At 67.7% G+C, this 16,155-nt stretch carries 11 protein-coding genes; all 11 read left to right on the plus strand.

Translation table 11 applies throughout. From position 1 onward, the window contains the following. Positions 1 to 75 precede the first annotated feature (75 nt). Positions 76 to 2,289 carry a cellulose synthase gene (locus D7S89_RS23155; RefSeq protein WP_245983181.1) on the plus strand — a complete coding sequence of 738 codons (2,214 nt, stop codon included), beginning with the start codon at positions 76 to 78 and terminating at the stop codon, positions 2,287 to 2,289. Next, the gene (locus D7S89_RS23160) at positions 2,286 to 4,469 is read left to right on the plus strand and encodes a glycosyl transferase family protein (RefSeq protein WP_121281214.1); all 2,184 of its coding nucleotides are present in this window, start codon (positions 2,286 to 2,288) and stop codon (positions 4,467 to 4,469) included. Before D7S89_RS23155 ends, D7S89_RS23160 begins: the two co-directional genes overlap by 4 nt. Beyond that, the gene (locus tag D7S89_RS23165; protein WP_121281215.1) at positions 4,466 to 7,048 is read left to right on the plus strand and encodes an NfrA family protein; all 2,583 of its coding nucleotides are present in this window, start codon (positions 4,466 to 4,468) and stop codon (positions 7,046 to 7,048) included. Before D7S89_RS23160 ends, D7S89_RS23165 begins: the two co-directional genes overlap by 4 nt. 8 nt (positions 7,049 to 7,056) lie before the next feature. Further along, complete coding sequence (locus tag D7S89_RS23170) at positions 7,057 to 7,800, plus strand: hypothetical protein (protein ID WP_121281216.1); 744 nt, start codon at positions 7,057 to 7,059, stop codon at positions 7,798 to 7,800. A gap of 162 nt (positions 7,801 to 7,962) precedes the next feature. Next, positions 7,963 to 8,940: an alginate O-acetyltransferase AlgX-related protein gene (locus D7S89_RS23175; RefSeq protein ID WP_183085327.1), complete on the plus strand. Its 978-nt coding sequence runs from the start codon at positions 7,963 to 7,965 to the stop codon at positions 8,938 to 8,940. Beyond that, entirely contained in the window at positions 8,940 to 10,196 is a 1,257-nt protein-coding gene (locus D7S89_RS23180; RefSeq protein WP_121281291.1) for an alginate O-acetyltransferase AlgX-related protein, read from the plus strand. The genes D7S89_RS23175 and D7S89_RS23180 overlap by 1 nt, the downstream gene beginning before the upstream one ends. Continuing rightward, entirely contained in the window at positions 10,186 to 11,817 is a 1,632-nt protein-coding gene (locus tag D7S89_RS23185) for an MBOAT family O-acyltransferase (RefSeq protein ID WP_121281292.1), read from the plus strand. The genes D7S89_RS23180 and D7S89_RS23185 overlap by 11 nt, the downstream gene beginning before the upstream one ends. Before the next feature lie 15 nt (positions 11,818 to 11,832). Further along, entirely contained in the window at positions 11,833 to 12,069 is a 237-nt protein-coding gene (locus D7S89_RS23190; RefSeq protein ID WP_121281218.1) for an acyl carrier protein, read from the plus strand. Positions 12,070 to 12,078: 9 nt separating this feature from the next. After that, positions 12,079 to 13,584 carry a D-alanine--poly(phosphoribitol) ligase gene (locus D7S89_RS23195; RefSeq protein WP_121281219.1) on the plus strand — a complete coding sequence of 502 codons (1,506 nt, stop codon included), beginning with the start codon at positions 12,079 to 12,081 and terminating at the stop codon, positions 13,582 to 13,584. Continuing rightward, positions 13,544 to 14,470 carry an alpha-amylase family protein gene (locus D7S89_RS23200; RefSeq protein ID WP_425470892.1) on the plus strand — a complete coding sequence of 309 codons (927 nt, stop codon included), beginning with the start codon at positions 13,544 to 13,546 and terminating at the stop codon, positions 14,468 to 14,470. Before D7S89_RS23195 ends, D7S89_RS23200 begins: the two co-directional genes overlap by 41 nt. A 302-nt stretch (positions 14,471 to 14,772) precedes the next feature. After that, on the plus strand, positions 14,773 to 16,149 hold the full coding sequence (locus tag D7S89_RS23205; RefSeq protein ID WP_121281220.1) for a FecR family protein: 1,377 nt from the start codon (positions 14,773 to 14,775) through the stop codon (positions 16,147 to 16,149). Positions 16,150 to 16,155 lie beyond the last annotated feature (6 nt).

Consider the following 16,155-nt stretch of genomic DNA (forward strand, 5'->3'; position numbering starts at 1 on the left):
GGCGCCGCATGACAGTCCGCTGTCGGCACGACTTTTGCCCATTTCGATTCAGTTTCCGACAAGAGAAAACTCTCTGTGACTCACGACACTTTTCTGCACCGCCGCGCGCGCATCCGTTTCGCGACACTGGCGCTGGCCACCGCGCTGCTTTCGACCGGTGCCGCCGCATGGGCCGCCCCGAGCGGCATTGCCGCCGCTTTGGCTCAGCTCGGCGAAGGCCGCACCGTCGCGCGCACCGTCTCGTTTGCGGACCTCGGCATTCGTGAGCCGCTCGTGATGCCGGCGCCCGACACACGCCAGGAGCTTTATCTGCCTGTGCCCGTCGGGGTGCCGCTCACCGATGCGACACTGCAAGTCGACGGCGGCTATCTGCACGCGGACGGCGGACGCACCTCGATGCTGCTGTCGCTCGACGGCTCGCCGGTGCTGGCACGCAGCTTTCCGCAGCAGCAGGGCGATGCCGGCGTGAGCATCGGTGTGGATGGTGCGCCGCGCGACAGCGGGTTCGTGCGCGTGGGGCTGCAATGGTCGTCGGTGATCGATGAACGGATCTGTACGGATCAGACCGCGATTGGCAACGTGCTGCGTGTCGCGCCGACCTCCCGTCTGACATATCGCTTCGATCCGGCCGCGATTCGCGACCTTCGCACGGCGTGGAGCGCGCTGCCGATCGCGCCTGTCGTCGCGCTGTCGGGGCGCCATGTCGGTGCCGGCGCTTACGACGCCGGCTGGCGCGTGGCGACGCAGCTCGAGCGCGAAAACCGCAAGCCCGTGACACGTACATGGCCGGCGGCCGGCGACACGGTCGATCTGTCGGGCGTGGATGTGCCCGCCGCGTTGCGTGCGGTGCCCGCATTCGCTTCGCTGACGGCCGGGGGCGCCCACAAGCTCAACGATGCGGCCGAGGTTGGGGCACTGATCGTGCTCGCGCCACGTACGGCATTTGCACCCGACATCGTCATTGCCGACGACGCGCTGCGCCGCGACACGAACGCCGCGCTCGACGCGCTGCGCGCGCAGATCGCCTCTGCATCGCCCGATGGGGCCGCCGCGTTCGACGCCTGGCGTGCCCGTTCGCTTGCGGCGCTGGTGCAGCCGCTCGCAGCCGGGGAAGTGCGCCTCGCACGCCTGAACGGTCAGACGGCGATCGTCGTCGGCGACGAGGTTGGCGTGGCCGCGCTCGCGCGTGCATGGCGGCCCATCGACGTGGCCGACCGCATCGTCGTGCATCGACTCGATGCGACGCCCTATGCGCACGCGGACAGCATCGCACTTGCGGCGCTAGGCGGCGAGCCGCGCACGCTCGACGTGCTGGGCCGCGCGAGTTGGGACGCGAGTTTCGATCTCGGTGCTGTGGGCGGCGACGGCAAGCTGCCCGCCACAGTCCTGCTCGACGTATCCTCCGCGCCGACACCGCAAGCGCAGGGCGAGATCGCCTCGGTCTATTTCAACGACGTGCTGATCGCATCTGAGCTGCTGCATCAGGACGGCAAACCGCAACGCATTACCGCTCACGTGCCGCGCTACGCGCTCGCGCCGACGAACCTGCTGCGCGTCGTATTCCAGCGCCGCCCCGACGGCGGCTGCCAGGCGCGTCCGCAAGGCTACCCGGTGGCCGTGCTGCCGACGAGCCGGCTGCTGCTCGAAACCGCGGGCGACAGCGACGATTTCACGGGCATGGTCGCGCGCTTCGCGTCGGCCGCGAACGTGATCGTGCCCGCGGCCTATCTCGACGATGCGACGGCGACGCTGCCGCGCCTCGCGGCGCTGGCACATGTAGCAGGCGTCGCACCGACCAGTGCGACGCTGACGGTGGCGGGTGCTGCGCCCGTCGTGCCGAAGGGGCCGTTCCTGGCCGCCGACGTCCTGCTCAACAACGAAAAGGGCCGCGCGCAACTGTCGAACGACCGCATGACGCTGACCGACCAGTCGAATCGCGTATTCGCCGATGTGTCGGGCTTGAGCCGGCTCGCTGTCATCGAGGTGGCCGAGGCGGGCGGCACGAAGGGCGTCGCCTATCGCACGCTGGGTGGCGAAGCCCCGCACTTGCCCGCGACGCTGCGGCTGTCGCGGGGCGACATCGCGCTCGTCTCCGACAGCAGCACGGCGACCGTCTTCGATTCGCGTCATCCCGGCCAGGTCGTGACCGACGACGATGCCGGCATCGACCGGATCGGGCGTTGGCTGCCGTGGCTCATCGCGGCCGTGCTCATTGCGCTGCTGATCGCGTTGATACTGGGCGCCGGCGTGGCACGACGCCGTCATCAGGATCGACAGGACGAGTCGTGAACTGGACGACTTTCGAGTGGTACGCCAAGTACGCCGTCGTTCACTACTACGGCGTACTGGAGATCGTCGCAGCGATCGTGGCGTGCATCATCCTGGCATCGAGCCTCGACGATCTGTTCATCGACTTGTGGTTCTGGGTGCGCGAGACCTATCGCCATTTCACGGTCAAGCGTCAGCACAAGTCGCTCACGAGCGAGCAGTTGTACGCACGCGACGAGCAGCCGATCGCGATCATGGTGCCGGCCTGGCACGAGTACGACGTGATCGCCGCGATGATCCAGGACATGGTGCGCGTGCTCGATTACCGCAACTACGTCGTGTTCGTCGGCACCTACCCGAACGACACGCAGACGATCACCGAAGTCGAGCGCATGCGTCGCCGCTATCGGCAGTTGAAGCGCGTGGAGGTGCCGCACGACGGGCCCACATGCAAGGCCGACTGCCTCAATTGGGTGATCCAGGCGATCTTCAAGCACGAGCGCGAAGCGGGGTTCGAATTTGCCGGCGTCGTGCTGCATGACAGCGAGGACGTATTGCATCCGGCCGAGCTCAAGTTCTTCAACTATCTGTTGCCACGCAAGGACATGATCCAGCTGCCCGTCACGTCGCTCGAGCGTCATTGGTTCGAACTCGTCGCGGGGACGTACATGGACGAATTCGCCGAGTGGCATGCGAAGGATCTCGTCGTGCGCGAGAGCCTGGCCGGCGCGGTGCCATCGGCCGGTGTCGGCACGTGTTTTTCGCGTCGTGCGCTGTTGGAATTGATGGCTCAGACCGACAATCAGCCGTTCAACACCGAAAGCCTGACCGAGGATTACGACGTCGGCGCGCGGCTGGCCAAGCTCGGCATGCAGTCGATCTTCGCGCGCTTTCCGGTGCAGTTCTCGACGCACCGCAAGTCGTGGTTCGGACTCGGGCCCATGCGCGAGTTCACGCTGAATATGCCGCTGTGCGTGCGCGAGTTCTTCCCCGACACGTTTCGCACGGCCTATCGGCAGCGCGCCCGCTGGACGCTCGGCATCGGCCTGCAAGGCTGGCGCCAGACGGGCTGGACCGGTTCGCTCGCCAATCGCTATCTGCTGGCGAGGGACCGCAAGGGCATCATCACGGCGTTCGTCGGCATCCTTGCTTATGTGCTCGTCGCGCAGTTCCTGTTGTATGCGCTGGCCGACGTGCTGGGCTGGCTGCCGCGGCTCGTCGTCTCGTCGCTGGCCGACGCCCCATGGCTGCGCACGCTACTATGGCTCAACGGAGGCGCGTTCTTGCTGCGCATCGTGCAGCGCGTCTATTTCGTCACGCGACTGTACGGCTGGGAGCACGGCGTGTTGTCGGTCCCGCGCATGGTGATCGGCAACTTCCTCAACTTCATGGCCGTGGCACGCGCATGGCGGCTGTTCATCGTGCATCTCGTGACGGGCAAACGGCTCGCCTGGGACAAGACGATGCACGATTTCCCGTCGGCCGACGGCTTGGCCGACCGACGCCAGCGGCTCGGCGAACTGCTCGTGTCGTGGCAGGCCATCGATGCATCGCAGCTCGAGCACGCGCTCGGCGAGGAGCATGCGCGCGAAGCGCCGCTCGGGCGGGTACTGATGGCCAAGGGCTGGCTCGACGAAGAGACGCTGGCCGAAGCGATTGCGTTCCAGTCCGATCTCGAACGCGGCACGTTCGATGACGAGGCGCTCGAGTGCCATGCCGCGCGCTTGCCGCTCGAGATGATCGTGCGCCATCGCGTGCTGCCGCAAGGCGACGACGCGGCCGGGCAAGCGCTCCTGCTGACGGCGAGTCCGCTCGGCGAAGCGACGCTCGAAGAGCTCGAGGCGCAGCTGGGCCAAGGCATCGTGCAGCGGATCGTGCGCGAGAGCGAGATCGCTGCGGGGCTGCGGCACCTGCGCGGCGTGACCGCGACCGTTGCCGCGGCGGATCGTGATCCGGCCGGGCCGGGCTCGGCCGCAACCGACGGTGGCAACACGCGCGGCGTCCCGCTGATCGGCGATTTGCTCATCGAGCACGGCTACGTCAAGCGCCAGGCCTTCGATGCGGCGCTGGCCGGCTACCGGCCCGACTTGCACGGCCGGATCGGCGATTACATGGTCGCGCGCGGCGTGATCTCGAGCGAGGCGTTGGAGGCGGTGATCGTCGAACAACGCAAGCTCGCCGGCGAGCAGGAGGCCGCATGACGGACGCTCGTTCGATCGCGCGTCACACGATGACGCGCAAGTGGCGTGCGTGTGTGCTGGCCTGCGCAATCGGTTCGATGGGCGCGGGCTGGGCCGGCTACGCGACGGCAGAGGTGGCCCGGTTGGACCGGCCGTTCAAGCTCGACGCCGCGACATTCGCGCATGCTGAGCCGTTGCCGCTCGCCGGCGCCGCCTATCGCGTCGCACAGCAAGCCTACGCGGCCTATGACCGGCACGACTACCCGAAGGCCATCACGTTTGCACGCGAAGCGATCCGGCAGCGCCCCGACGTGCCCGCGCTGCGCGTGCTGCTGGCCAACGCGCTGGCCGCGCGCCGACAGTACGCGCAGGCAAGCCGTTCGCTCGGCGCGGCGATTCACGTGCTGGGTCCGCGCCGGACACTCGTGGCGCGGCGTGCGCAGATCGACGCGCTCGCGCAATCGGTCGCGCAGGTCGCGCGTGATCGCCGTGCTGCGGCAGCCGACGGCGACGCTTTGACGGGGGACGCTTTCACGGCCGCGCAAAACGCTTACCGCGCGTATGCGGACAAGCGCTTTGCCGACACCGTGCGCTACAGCGAGCAGGCAATCGCGCTGCGCCCCGACGTGTTACGTCTGCGACTGTTGCTCGTCGATGCGGCCAGCGCGGCCGGTCAGGATACGCGGGCATGGCAGGCCGACCTCGATGCCGTCGCGCGCTTCGGCGACAGCGAGCCGCTGCGGCTGCGACGTGTGTTCATCGGCAACGGGCTCGCGCCGCAGGCTGCGCGGGCGGGGTTGTCCGCGCGCGAGGCCGGCGATCTGCCGGGCGCGGTCGCACACTTGCACGATGCCATCGCCTACGCGCCGGACAACATCGACTACCGCGTCGCGCTGTTCGATGCATTGCTCGCGTCTAACGACCTGGCGGGTGTCGAAGCGGCAGCCGGTGAGGCGATCGCGTATGACAGCACCGAGATCATGCCGTTCGTGTTCCAGGCTTACGCGCAGGCTGCGCAAGGGCGCTTCGATGCGGCCGATGCCGCCCTCGATCGCGCCTTGCATGACGACGACGCGACGCGCGAAGATCTGCGCATCGCGGCGGCGATCGCGGCCGATATCTGGATCGAAGAGGGGCGTGGCGAACGCGTGAAGCGCGCGCTGGGTTCGCTCGCCTCGCTCGGCGACGACACCACCGATGCGCTGATCACGCAACGCCTTTACTCAGCCCAAGCACGGATGCGAGCCATCACCGCTAGCCAGGCAAGTGCGCCAGGCGCATCGCCCGATGATGGACGGTCCCGCGAGCAGCATATCGGGCAGCATGCACGGCCCATCGTCGATTGCATCACGGACGAGTTCGGCGCGAGCTGCGAGGTGTCCCCTGCCGATGCCGGCTTTGCGTCGGCCCGTGCCGCCGCGCGCGCCGCGGAGCGGGGGAACAAGGAGGCCGCCGTACGCCTGGCGCGTGAGGCCGTCGCATTGGCGCCCGACCAAGCCCAGCATCGCGTCGAGCTCATCAACGTGCTCGACAACGCGGGCGCATCGAGCGAAGCGCAGGACGAGGCGCGCGCCGTCGTGCGGGACGGCTTGCTGGCCGCCTTGCCGCCGATGCAGGCGGCCTACATCGCCCAGCAAGCCGGTGCGAGCGACGTGGCGCTGCGCGAATTCAAGCGCGCCGATGCGAGTGGCAAGTTGACGGCTGGCGTGCTCGCCGATGCGGGTTTTGCGGCAACCGCCGCGCACAGCGATGCCGATGCGGTGCGCTACTTCGAACGCGCGCTCGACGCGAGCTCGGCATCCACGCGCCGCACCGACGCAAGCCTCACCCCGCAACAGCTCGACGACATCCGGGGCGCCCACTCAGAAGCGACGCGCAAGTGGGGCTTCGAGGCTTCGCTCGACTATCGCGGCGCCGGGATGCAACCGGGCTTCGGCTCGACGCCGTCGCCAGGGATTGCAAATAATTGGCAGGCCGGCCTCGAAGCGTACTGGCGTCCGTTCGGCAGCCTCGGCGAGCGCATGTTCGAGCTCTACGCGCGCGGCTACGAAAGCTTTGGCGTGAAGGACAGTGGCGCCAGTGGTGCGAACTCGATCGAGGCGGCGCTCGGGGCGCGCGCAAAGCCGTTCGCGAAGCTCGACGCCATCGTCGCGTTCGAGCATATTTTCGCGCTCGGTTCGCGGGCGCAAAGCGACTGGCTCGCACGACTGGCCTATTCGGGCGGCATCGGCACCGAGCGCCGCACCGACGTGCCGGCCTGGTGGACCACGGAGGTCTACGCCGAAACGGGGCATTACCTCCAGCGCGGCTCGACGTACGCGACGGCGAACGTCAAGGCGGGCCGCACTTACCGGATGGACCGCGTAAGCCCGCGCTGGACCGTCTTCCCGTACGCCGTGGCTGGTGCCGACTATGACTCGAGTATCAATGGCAGTGTGCCGGTCGGCGCGGGCATCGGCGTGTCCACACGCTACGCGTTCCGCGACAGCCCATACGACACGCTGCGCTCGTATGTCGATCTGTCGCTGCAGTACCGGCTCAAAGTTGCTGGCGACGATCGCGCCCGCGGCGTGTTTTTCGATGCAGTGTTTTCTTACTGACAAGAGAGATGAAGCAGATCAAATCGACTTGGAGTGTGATGGCGGCCGCTGCGCTGGCGGCAAGCTCGATGGCGGCGGTACCGGCGAGCGCGCTCGCCGCCGCGCAGGACGTGGCGAGCCTGTATGGCCCGCAGCCGCCTGCCGATGCCACCTACCTGCGCGTGGTCAACCTGTCGACGGCCCAGGCGCGCGTGGCGTTGCCGGGCAGCGTGCCGGCAGGCCCGCTCGCGCCGGGTGCCGCGACGCACATGAGCGTCGTGAAGGCGGGCACGCCGCTGCGTGTGGCCGTCGACGGGAAGGATCTGGCGTTCGTGCCCGGTGGCGATGGCGCAGCCAATGCCACGGTAGCGGGCGCGGGCACGGCCGGCATGGCGATCACGGTTGCGCTGACACGTGAGGCCGACGGGGAATGGCACGCAACGCGTGTACTGGCGCCGTACGCACAAGCCGACGGCATGCGCGCAACGCTGCGCGTGGCCAATTTCGTGGCGGGCTGCGACGCAAAGGTCGTGGTCGACGGGAGCGGTGCGGCCGTGTTCTCGAACGTCGCCAGTGCGCATGAAGCGACTCGCACGATCAATCCCGTCGCCGCGAAGCTCGCCGCCGTTTGCGGCAAGGACACGTCGGCGACATTCACGCTGCCTGCGCTGGCGGCCGGCGACAGCTACAGCCTGTTCGTATCGGGCACGGTGGCCAAGCCGGTGCTGACGGGGGCGCCCGACACGCTGGCCTGGCCGGCCCGTACAAACTGACTGGACCCGCCGGCCCCCAAGGCCGGAACACGGCGCGCCGAATTCCTCGGGGAGGCGCGCTAGTCGATGACTCAAACAAAAACGACAACAATGACCAACTCGTTTCTTACGCAGACCTGTATCGATGCAGCTTCGCCTGACACCAAGCGGCGGCGATTCCTTATGGCACTGGCCGCCATCCCGCTGGCGGGCGCGATCTCGTTGCCGCGCACCGCGCGTGCGGCAGCAGCCGGTGCCGTACCGAAGACCGCTGGCGCCACGGCCCTTATCGAGGGCCGCGATCGGTGGCTGTTTCCCGGTTGGGAAAGCCTCACGGAGGACAGCACCGCGGCCTGTCTGAACGTCGTCGATCTGATCGGGCGCGTGGCCAACAAGATGGCGGCCCGCTCGATTCATTGCGCAGTCGTCATCGCGCCGCTGAAAGCCCGCGCGTGCGCCGACAAGCTGGCCGAAGGCACCACGCTCTCCACGGCCGTGGCGGGTCGCTATAGCGCGCTCGTTGCCCGTGCCAAGGCGATCGGGCTCGACCTCGTCGACGGCGAAGCGGCGCTTGCCCGCGTCGATACGCAGGAAGACGCCACCTACATCCGCGCCGACTACCACTGGTCGGCACACACGGCCGAAGCCCAGGCCGACGCCACGGCGGAACGGCTCATCGCGAGCGGTGCGTTGCATGGCGAGAAGGGCGGTGCAACGAAGCTCGGCGATTGGACCGAAGAGCGCAATTACGGCGATCTGGCCGAACTGCTGCCACCCGAGCGCAAGCGCGTGATCGGCAAGGACCGCTTCATCGTCCGGCAGACCGACTCCGACGGCGATGCGCTGACGGCGGCGACGCCCGTCGTGCAGGTCGTCGGCAATAGCATGGTGCAGCCGTATCTGGGTTTTCCGCAGAAGCTCTCGAACGCGCTCGAGCGCCCCGTCGGGCTCAAGTGGACGTTCGGCGACGTCGGCCCGTGGAAGACACTGCTCGATTACCTCGAGTCGCCCGCGTTCAAGGCCACGCCGCCGCAGGCGATCGTCTGGCAGTTCAACGAAGGGCAGATGATGTCGGGCCCCGGCGCGGTCGGCCAATGGGATGTCGCTTCCGTGATGGCCGACGACGCTTGGCTCGCGCGCGTGACGAAGGCGCTCGGCTGATGAACACGCGTGTCGAATCGGTTGCCGCGGCCAGCGAGCCAGCGGCACGAGCGGTGCGTCCGCCCGGCGACGGCGAAGGGCCGGCGCTCGACCGCGCGCATCGATGCATGGCGGCTATTGCAACAGCGCTGCTGGCGGCCGGGTTCGTGCTGGCAGTTACGTCGCTTATCGGGCGCTCGAACGGGAACGGCCTCGGGGTGCGTGCCGGGCTCGCCTCGCCCAGTGCGAACAGGGTGAGCGGTGCGAATGATACGAACCAGGGGAGCCTCGGTCAGCGTATCGATCGCGCCATCGATGTGCCTTATGCGCCGCTCGTGCGGCGTGCAAAGGCTGCGCTGCGCTACCGCGTGTTCGGCGACTTGGGCGCGCAGGTTCGGGAAGGCTGCCCGGGTTGGTTGTTCTACGAGGACGGGCTGCATCCTGCGCAATCCACGAGTGCCGTCGACGCGGCGATGACGGCGCGTATCGCCACGCTCGAGCGCTACGCCACGGCGCTGCGCCGCGACGGCATCGCGCTCGTCGTCGTCACCGTCCCCGACAAGGCGCGCATCGAAACCGATGCCCTGTGCGGGTTGCACCAAGACGCTGGCATGACGCAGCGTCTCATCCAATGGCAGCGCGCGCTCGCGCAAGCGGGCGTCGTGCACGTCGATCTCGTTCAGACGTTGCGTGCCGCACGGCCGGCGTTCTATCGCACCGACGTGCACTGGAACGCACGCGGCGCGCAAGCGGCGGCGCAGGCGGTCGGCGCCACCGTGTTGCCGCTCATGGGTGGGCGTGGCGCGCTGAGCTTCGCGACCGAGCGTGCCAGTGCGCCGGCGCCGCGCGTCGGCGATCTGTTGAAGCTCGCCGGCCTGGACGAAGTGCCCGACGGCTGGCGGCCGGCACCCGATGTCGACGTTTCCGAAACGCTGCGCGCGCAACACACAGGCGGCTTGCTCGACGATGCGCCGCCAGCCGAGGTGCTGCTGGCGGGCAGTTCGTTCTCGCGCCGCAGCGCGTTCGCCGAGCGGCTTGGGCAAACGCTGGGCCGCGACGTATGGAACGTGAGCGTCGACGACGGCCGTTTCGACCGTGCGCTGGCGGCCGTGTGGGCACGCCGCGCGAGTTGGCCCGCGAGCGTACGCGTCGTGATCTGGGAGATGTCGGAGGACGCGCTATCCGAAGCTCAGGCTCCCGCGCAAACGCCGCCCGCGGCACAGACCGAGGGCAAGGGTAGGGGTGACCAAGGGGGCGGACACAGCCATGCTGTTTAACTCGTTTATTTTCCTGACGTTGTTTCTGCCCGTTGCGCTGGTGGGCTACTACGCGCTCGGTGCGCGTTCGCCGCGCCTGGCGGCCACCTGGCTGTGCGTCGCGTCGGTCGTTTTCTATGGCGCGTGGAATCCGTCGTTCGTCGTGCTGCTCGCACTGTCGATTGCGTTCAACTACGCGATGAGCCGCGCGATCATGGCCTGCGCGCCGCGCTCCCGGGGCCGCCGCGCGTGGCTCACCGTCGCGATCGCCATCGATATCGGCGTACTCGTGCGCTACAAGTACCTCGCGACGATGGCTGCCGCGTTGCTGCCGCTTGCGGGCTCGACGCCGCCGACATGGCTCGTGCACAGCATGGAGACGGTCGCTTTGCCGCTCGGCGTCTCGTTCTTCACATTCACGCAGATCGGCTATCTGCTCGACTGCCACGCCGGCATCGTCAAGCAGCGCGACTTGCTCGGCTTCGTGCAGTTCGTCACGTTCTTCCCGCATCTGATCGCGGGACCGATCCTGCATCACAAGGAGATGATGAGCCAGTTCGCGCAGCCGCAGACGTATCGCTTGCGCGCCGAGAATCTGTCGATCGGCATGACGGTGTTCGCGATCGGTCTCGCGAAGAAATGCCTGTTCGCCGACGCGATCGCGCCGTATGCCGATGCGGGCTTCGCGGCGCCGGACGGCTTGCAGACCCTCGCGGCATGGGGGACGTGTCTGGCCTATGCGCTGCAGCTCTATTTCGATTTCTCGGGCTACTCGGACATGGCCGTCGGCCTCGCGAAGATGTTTGGCGTGCGCTTCCCGCTGAACTTCAATTCGCCGTTCAAGGCAGCCAGCATCATCGACTTCTGGCAGCGCTGGCACATGACGCTCACCCGTTATCTGAGCGCCTATCTGTACTACCCGCTCGCGATGCGGATCAACCGTCGGCGGGCCGCACGAGGCAAGTCGACGGGCCGTCTGGCGCAGCACTCGGCGGGCGGCTTCGCCATGACCGTGATGCTGCCTACGTTCTACACGATGGGGCTCGCCGGCATTTGGCATGGCGCCGGCTTGCAGTACCTGATCTACGGCTTGTTGCATGCAGCGTATCTGAGCATCAACCATGCGTGGCGCGCCTGGCGCGGCGACGGGCCATCCAAGCCCGGTGCGAAGCAGGCGCCGGCCACACCGATCGCGCGAGCCGGTGCGCGTCTGCGTCACGTGTCGAGCGTGCTGCTGACGTTCCTCGCAGCCCTCGTCGCCTTCGTGTTCTTCCGCGCGCATGGCGTGGCCGATGCGCTCGCGATGCTGCAAGGCATGGCCGGCATGCGCGGCATCGAGGCCCTGCCGTGGCCATCGCGCGCCGATGCGCACATCGACATGCTCGAGTGGCTGCGCCTTGCGGTGGGCCGCTCGATGCCGGCGCTCAGCATCGCCGCGCTGCTCGCTGTCGCCTGGTTCGCCCCGAACTCGCACCAGCTGATGGGCCGCTTCTCGCCCGCGCTCGAACGTGCCGCGCTGGACGCCCCCGCCGTGCTGGCCTGGCGGCCGTCATGGCGCTGGAGCGTGGCGACGCTCGGCTTGCTGCTGCTGTGTGCGGCCGAGCTGCACGGCGAAGTGCGGTTTCTCTATTTTCAGTTTTGACTAGGAGCTTGCCAAGTGACTTCCCCCACCCAGTTGTTCGATGACGTGAAGGAGCTCGTCGAATCGGTCGTCATGCGTGCCGTCGACGGCGATACGCTGCTCATCGAGGATGGCCTCGTCGATTCCGTGCTGGCCGTCGAAATCGTGCTGCGCGCGGAGATGCTGTTCGGTGTATCCGTGCCGCCGACCGAGATCGCCGAGCACTTGCACAGCGTCGATGCGCTGACCGCGTATATCGCGGCCAATCGATAGGCGGCTCGCATGCGCTTCGATCTGATGACGAGCCGCTTCGTCGAGCAAACGATCCGCCCTGACGCGCCCGCCGTGGTCGGCGCCGACCGCGCGTTGAGTTGGCGCGAGTTGGAAGCCGAGGCGGCCGCTTGGTGCGACCTCGCGCAAGCGGCTGGCTTCGCGGCCGATCTTCCCGTCATCGTGCGGGGCCATAAGGAAGCCAGCTTCTTCGTGGCGATGGCCGGCGCGTTGATGCTCGGCGCCCCGTTCGTGCCGCTCGACACGATCTACCCCGATGCGCGCATGCAGGCGATCGCGCGGACCTTGGAGGCGCGTGTGTACTTCGATGCGCGCACGGGCAGCTTCGAGCCGGTGCCGCAGGCCGATATCCCCGACACGGGCACGCAAGCTACGCCGGCGCGTGCATTGCGCGAAACGGGGCTCGCCTACGTCCTGTTCACGTCGGGCACGACCGGCGAACCCAAGGGCGTGCAGATCGGCCGCGAGAGCGTGCAGGCGCTCGTCGAATGGATGGAGGCCGACTTCGCGCTCGGCGCGGCGCCCGTGTTCCTCAATCAGGCACCGTTCAGTTTCGATCTGGCGATGTACGAAGTGTTCGGCTCGCTCGCGCTCGGTGGGACCGCCGTACTCAGTTCGCGCGCGGCCAGTGTGCCGGGGCCGGACTTCGTCGAACGGCTCGCGACGCAGGGTGTCGACACGTGGGTGTCGACGCCGTCGTTCGCGCAGCAGCACTTGCTCGACCCGCGTTTCGCACAGACGTCGCTGCCATCGATGAAGACCTTTCTGTTCTGCGGCGAGGCACTGCCTGTCGCGCTCGCACGGCGCCTTCGCGAGCGCTTTCCGGCCGCGCGCATCGTCAACACGTACGGTCCGACCGAAGCGACGGTCGCGACGACTTGGATCGTCGTCGATGACGCAGTGTTGGCGGCGCACCCCGAACGCTTGCCGATCGGGCGTGCCAAGCGCGGCGCCGAGGTGTTCGTCGACGAGGGCGAGCTGTGCGTGGCAGGCGCACACGTGATGCGCGGGTATCTGAACCGCAGCGATCTCAACGCGACACGGCTTTTCAACCGCGACGGCTTGCGCGGCTTTCGGACGGGCGACGTCGGCAGCATCGACCCCGATGGCCTGTTGTTTTGCCACGGACGCATCGACGACCAGATCAAGGTCGGCGGCTATCGGATCGAGCTCGCGGAGATCGATTCGGCACTGGCCGTGCTGCCCGGCGGACCGCGCGCGGCGGCTGTCGCGCTGCGCCGGCCAGACGGCTCGGTCGCCCGCATCGTCGCCTTCGTCGAAACGGGGGCTGACGATGCACGGCCGGGGCAACTGCCGGTGCCGTCCGACTGGAAGCAGCAGCTTGCCGGCCGACTGCCGTCGTACATGATTCCGTCGGAGCTGATCGCTTGCCGACGACTGCCGGTATCGATCAACTTCAAAGTCGATCGAGCACGGCTTGCAGAGGATTATCGCCATGCCCATTTCGATTCGCGCGGCAGCAAGCCGGGCCGCTGACGCATGGCGTCGCGCGACGCCGTGCCGTTTGCCTCGAGCGCTCGGGCGTATGCTCGGGGTGGCCGCATGCGTGTGCGCGGCCACCGGCTGTGCGAGCTCGCAAGCGGGCATGCCGGCATCGCTGGCGCAAGGGATCGTCTGGCAGCCCGACGAAGACCACATGAATACGCGCGGGGAGTGGGACAAGCTCGGCGTGCGCGATCTGCTCGTGCAATGGACGGCTGTCGACGGCGAATCGATGGTGCGCGGCGCCGGCTTGCCGACCTCGGCAGGCGTGCCCGACTGGGTGCGCATCGCACGCGAGCCGTGGGCGCGCAACGTCATCGTGGGCCTGGCCGGTCGCTTCGACGAAACCGAGGCACGCGCGCAGGCCGCCCAACTCGTCGAGCAATCGAAGCGGCTCATCGCGGCACGCCCACCGGTGCACATCGACGGCTGGTATTTCCCTGTCGAAGTCGATCCGACCTGGAAGGACGCCGCCTCGCTGGCGCCATTGCTGGAGAAGTTGCCGCGGCCGCTCTGGATCAGCGTCTACGACAACTCGAACATCGGCGGCGCCGCGCTCGCAGCGTGGCTCGACAGCTGGCTACCGCGCGATGTCGGCGTCTTCTTTCAGGACGGCTGTGGTGACTACGCACGCAGCGCGCCCGTAGCGCGCGCCTATGCCGACGAGTTGGCGGCCCGGCTCGGCAAGCGCCGCGTGCGCATCATCGCCGAAGCGTTTCGCGGCTTGCCTGGCGGGGGATATCGTTCCGCCGAGGCGGATGAACTGGCGCCGCAGCTCGCGCAATATCGCGGCTATCCGACGTATCTCTTCGACGGGCCGCATTATGTGCCGCCGTCGCTCGTGCGTGCGCTGCTAGCCCGCGAGGCAGCGCAAAAGTGAAAGTCGAATTGGCATTGCGCATGATCGAGCGGGCAATGGCCCGACGTGCCACTATGCGTGAGATCCGCTTTGTGCGGCGATTCCCGGCGTTCGCGGCCAATCGCTCGATACCCACTATGTGAGCCATTGGGCATAACGAACAACCGAGCGCCGTTTCGAACATTTAGCGCATTGATAACTACAGATGACCCGAGTAACATCCGGGTCGTTTTTCTCAGAGTGCAGATATGGCCGTGAGTCATTGTCCGGCAACACCAGGGGCGTTGCATGACGCGACATGCAATGGGGTTCGCCCGCGTCGTATGGCGGCCGCTGCCGCGACGGCGCTCGCGTGCCTGATCGGCATCGGCGCGGCGCCGCTCGCGCAAGCGCGCAGTCCGGGGCTCCATCCGGAGACGGTGCCTTACGTTACGCAGCCCGGCGACACACTGTATGACGTGGCCCAGCGCTATCTCGGCGACATGCGACATTGGCGGGTGCTGGCGCGTTTGAATCGCGTCAGCGCGCCGCGCCAACTGCGGCCCGGTACATCGCTGCGGTTGCCTGTCGCACTGCTGCGCCGCGAAGCGCTGACCGCACGCATCGTCGCGATGAGCGGGCAGGTTGCGCGCCTGTTCGGTAACACGCCGCCGGTACCCGTCGTCGACGGCGCTTCGTTCACCGAAGGCGATCGCGTCAGTACGGGCGCCGACGGATTCGCGACATTCGAGCTCGTCGATGGCACGCACGTGAGCCTGCCGCCGAACAGCACGCTCCAATTCGGCCGCCTCCAGCGCACCGTTCTGACCGAACGCACCGAGCGCATCTTCAACCTGCAGCGCGGCGAAGTCGACAGCGAAGTCACGCATGCCAAGCATCCCGGCGATCGCTTCGAGATTCATGCGCCGTCGATCGTCGCCGGTGTGCGCGGGACGCATTTCCGGGTCAACTACGATGCGTCGGCGACGCAAGTCGAAGTGCTCGACGGCACGGTTGCCGTGGATGCGACTCACGGTGCGGCAGGGCACCAGCGCGCCGGAGGCGGCGCAGCGGACCCTGACGAAGCCGCCTCACAACTGGTGCCCGCGCGCTATGGCAGCGTCACGCGCGCATCGGGCGGCGTCGGTGCCCCGGTGCCGCTGCTCACACCGCCCGAGCTCGTCGAGCCCGCCAAAGTGCAAGGCGCTGCACAAGTGGCGTTCGATCTCACACCGTTGCCCGGGGCGAGGCGCTACCGCGTCCAGATTGCGCGCGATGCAGATCTGCTCGATCTGATTCGCGAAGTGCGTGTCGATGCCCCGCATGCCACGTTCGACGGGATACCCGACGGCACGTACTTCGTGCGCATGTCGGCGATCGATGCCGACGGCCTCGAAGGTTTGCCGCACGTCTATGCATTCGAACGCCGGCAAAGCAGCCTGATGGCTACCGCGAGCCAGGTCGCGGGCACGCGCGACTACGAATTCCGCTGGCTGGCGAACCGCGCGGGCGTGACGACGACGCACTATCGCTTCGTGCTCTCGCGTCATGCCGATTTGCGCGAGCCCGTCGTCGATACGGTCGACTTGTCGTCAAGCCGTATCGTCGTCGCCAATCTGAAGGCCGGCACGTACTACTGGACCGTGGTCGCCGAGCAGTTCGAAAACGGCCGGTTCTACGAGACGACGAGCCCCGTGCGCTCGTTCACGCTCGCGCACTGAGCCTAC

This window comes from Trinickia fusca, from assembly GCF_003628145.1.
Classification (GTDB): domain Bacteria; phylum Pseudomonadota; class Gammaproteobacteria; order Burkholderiales; family Burkholderiaceae; genus Trinickia; species Trinickia fusca.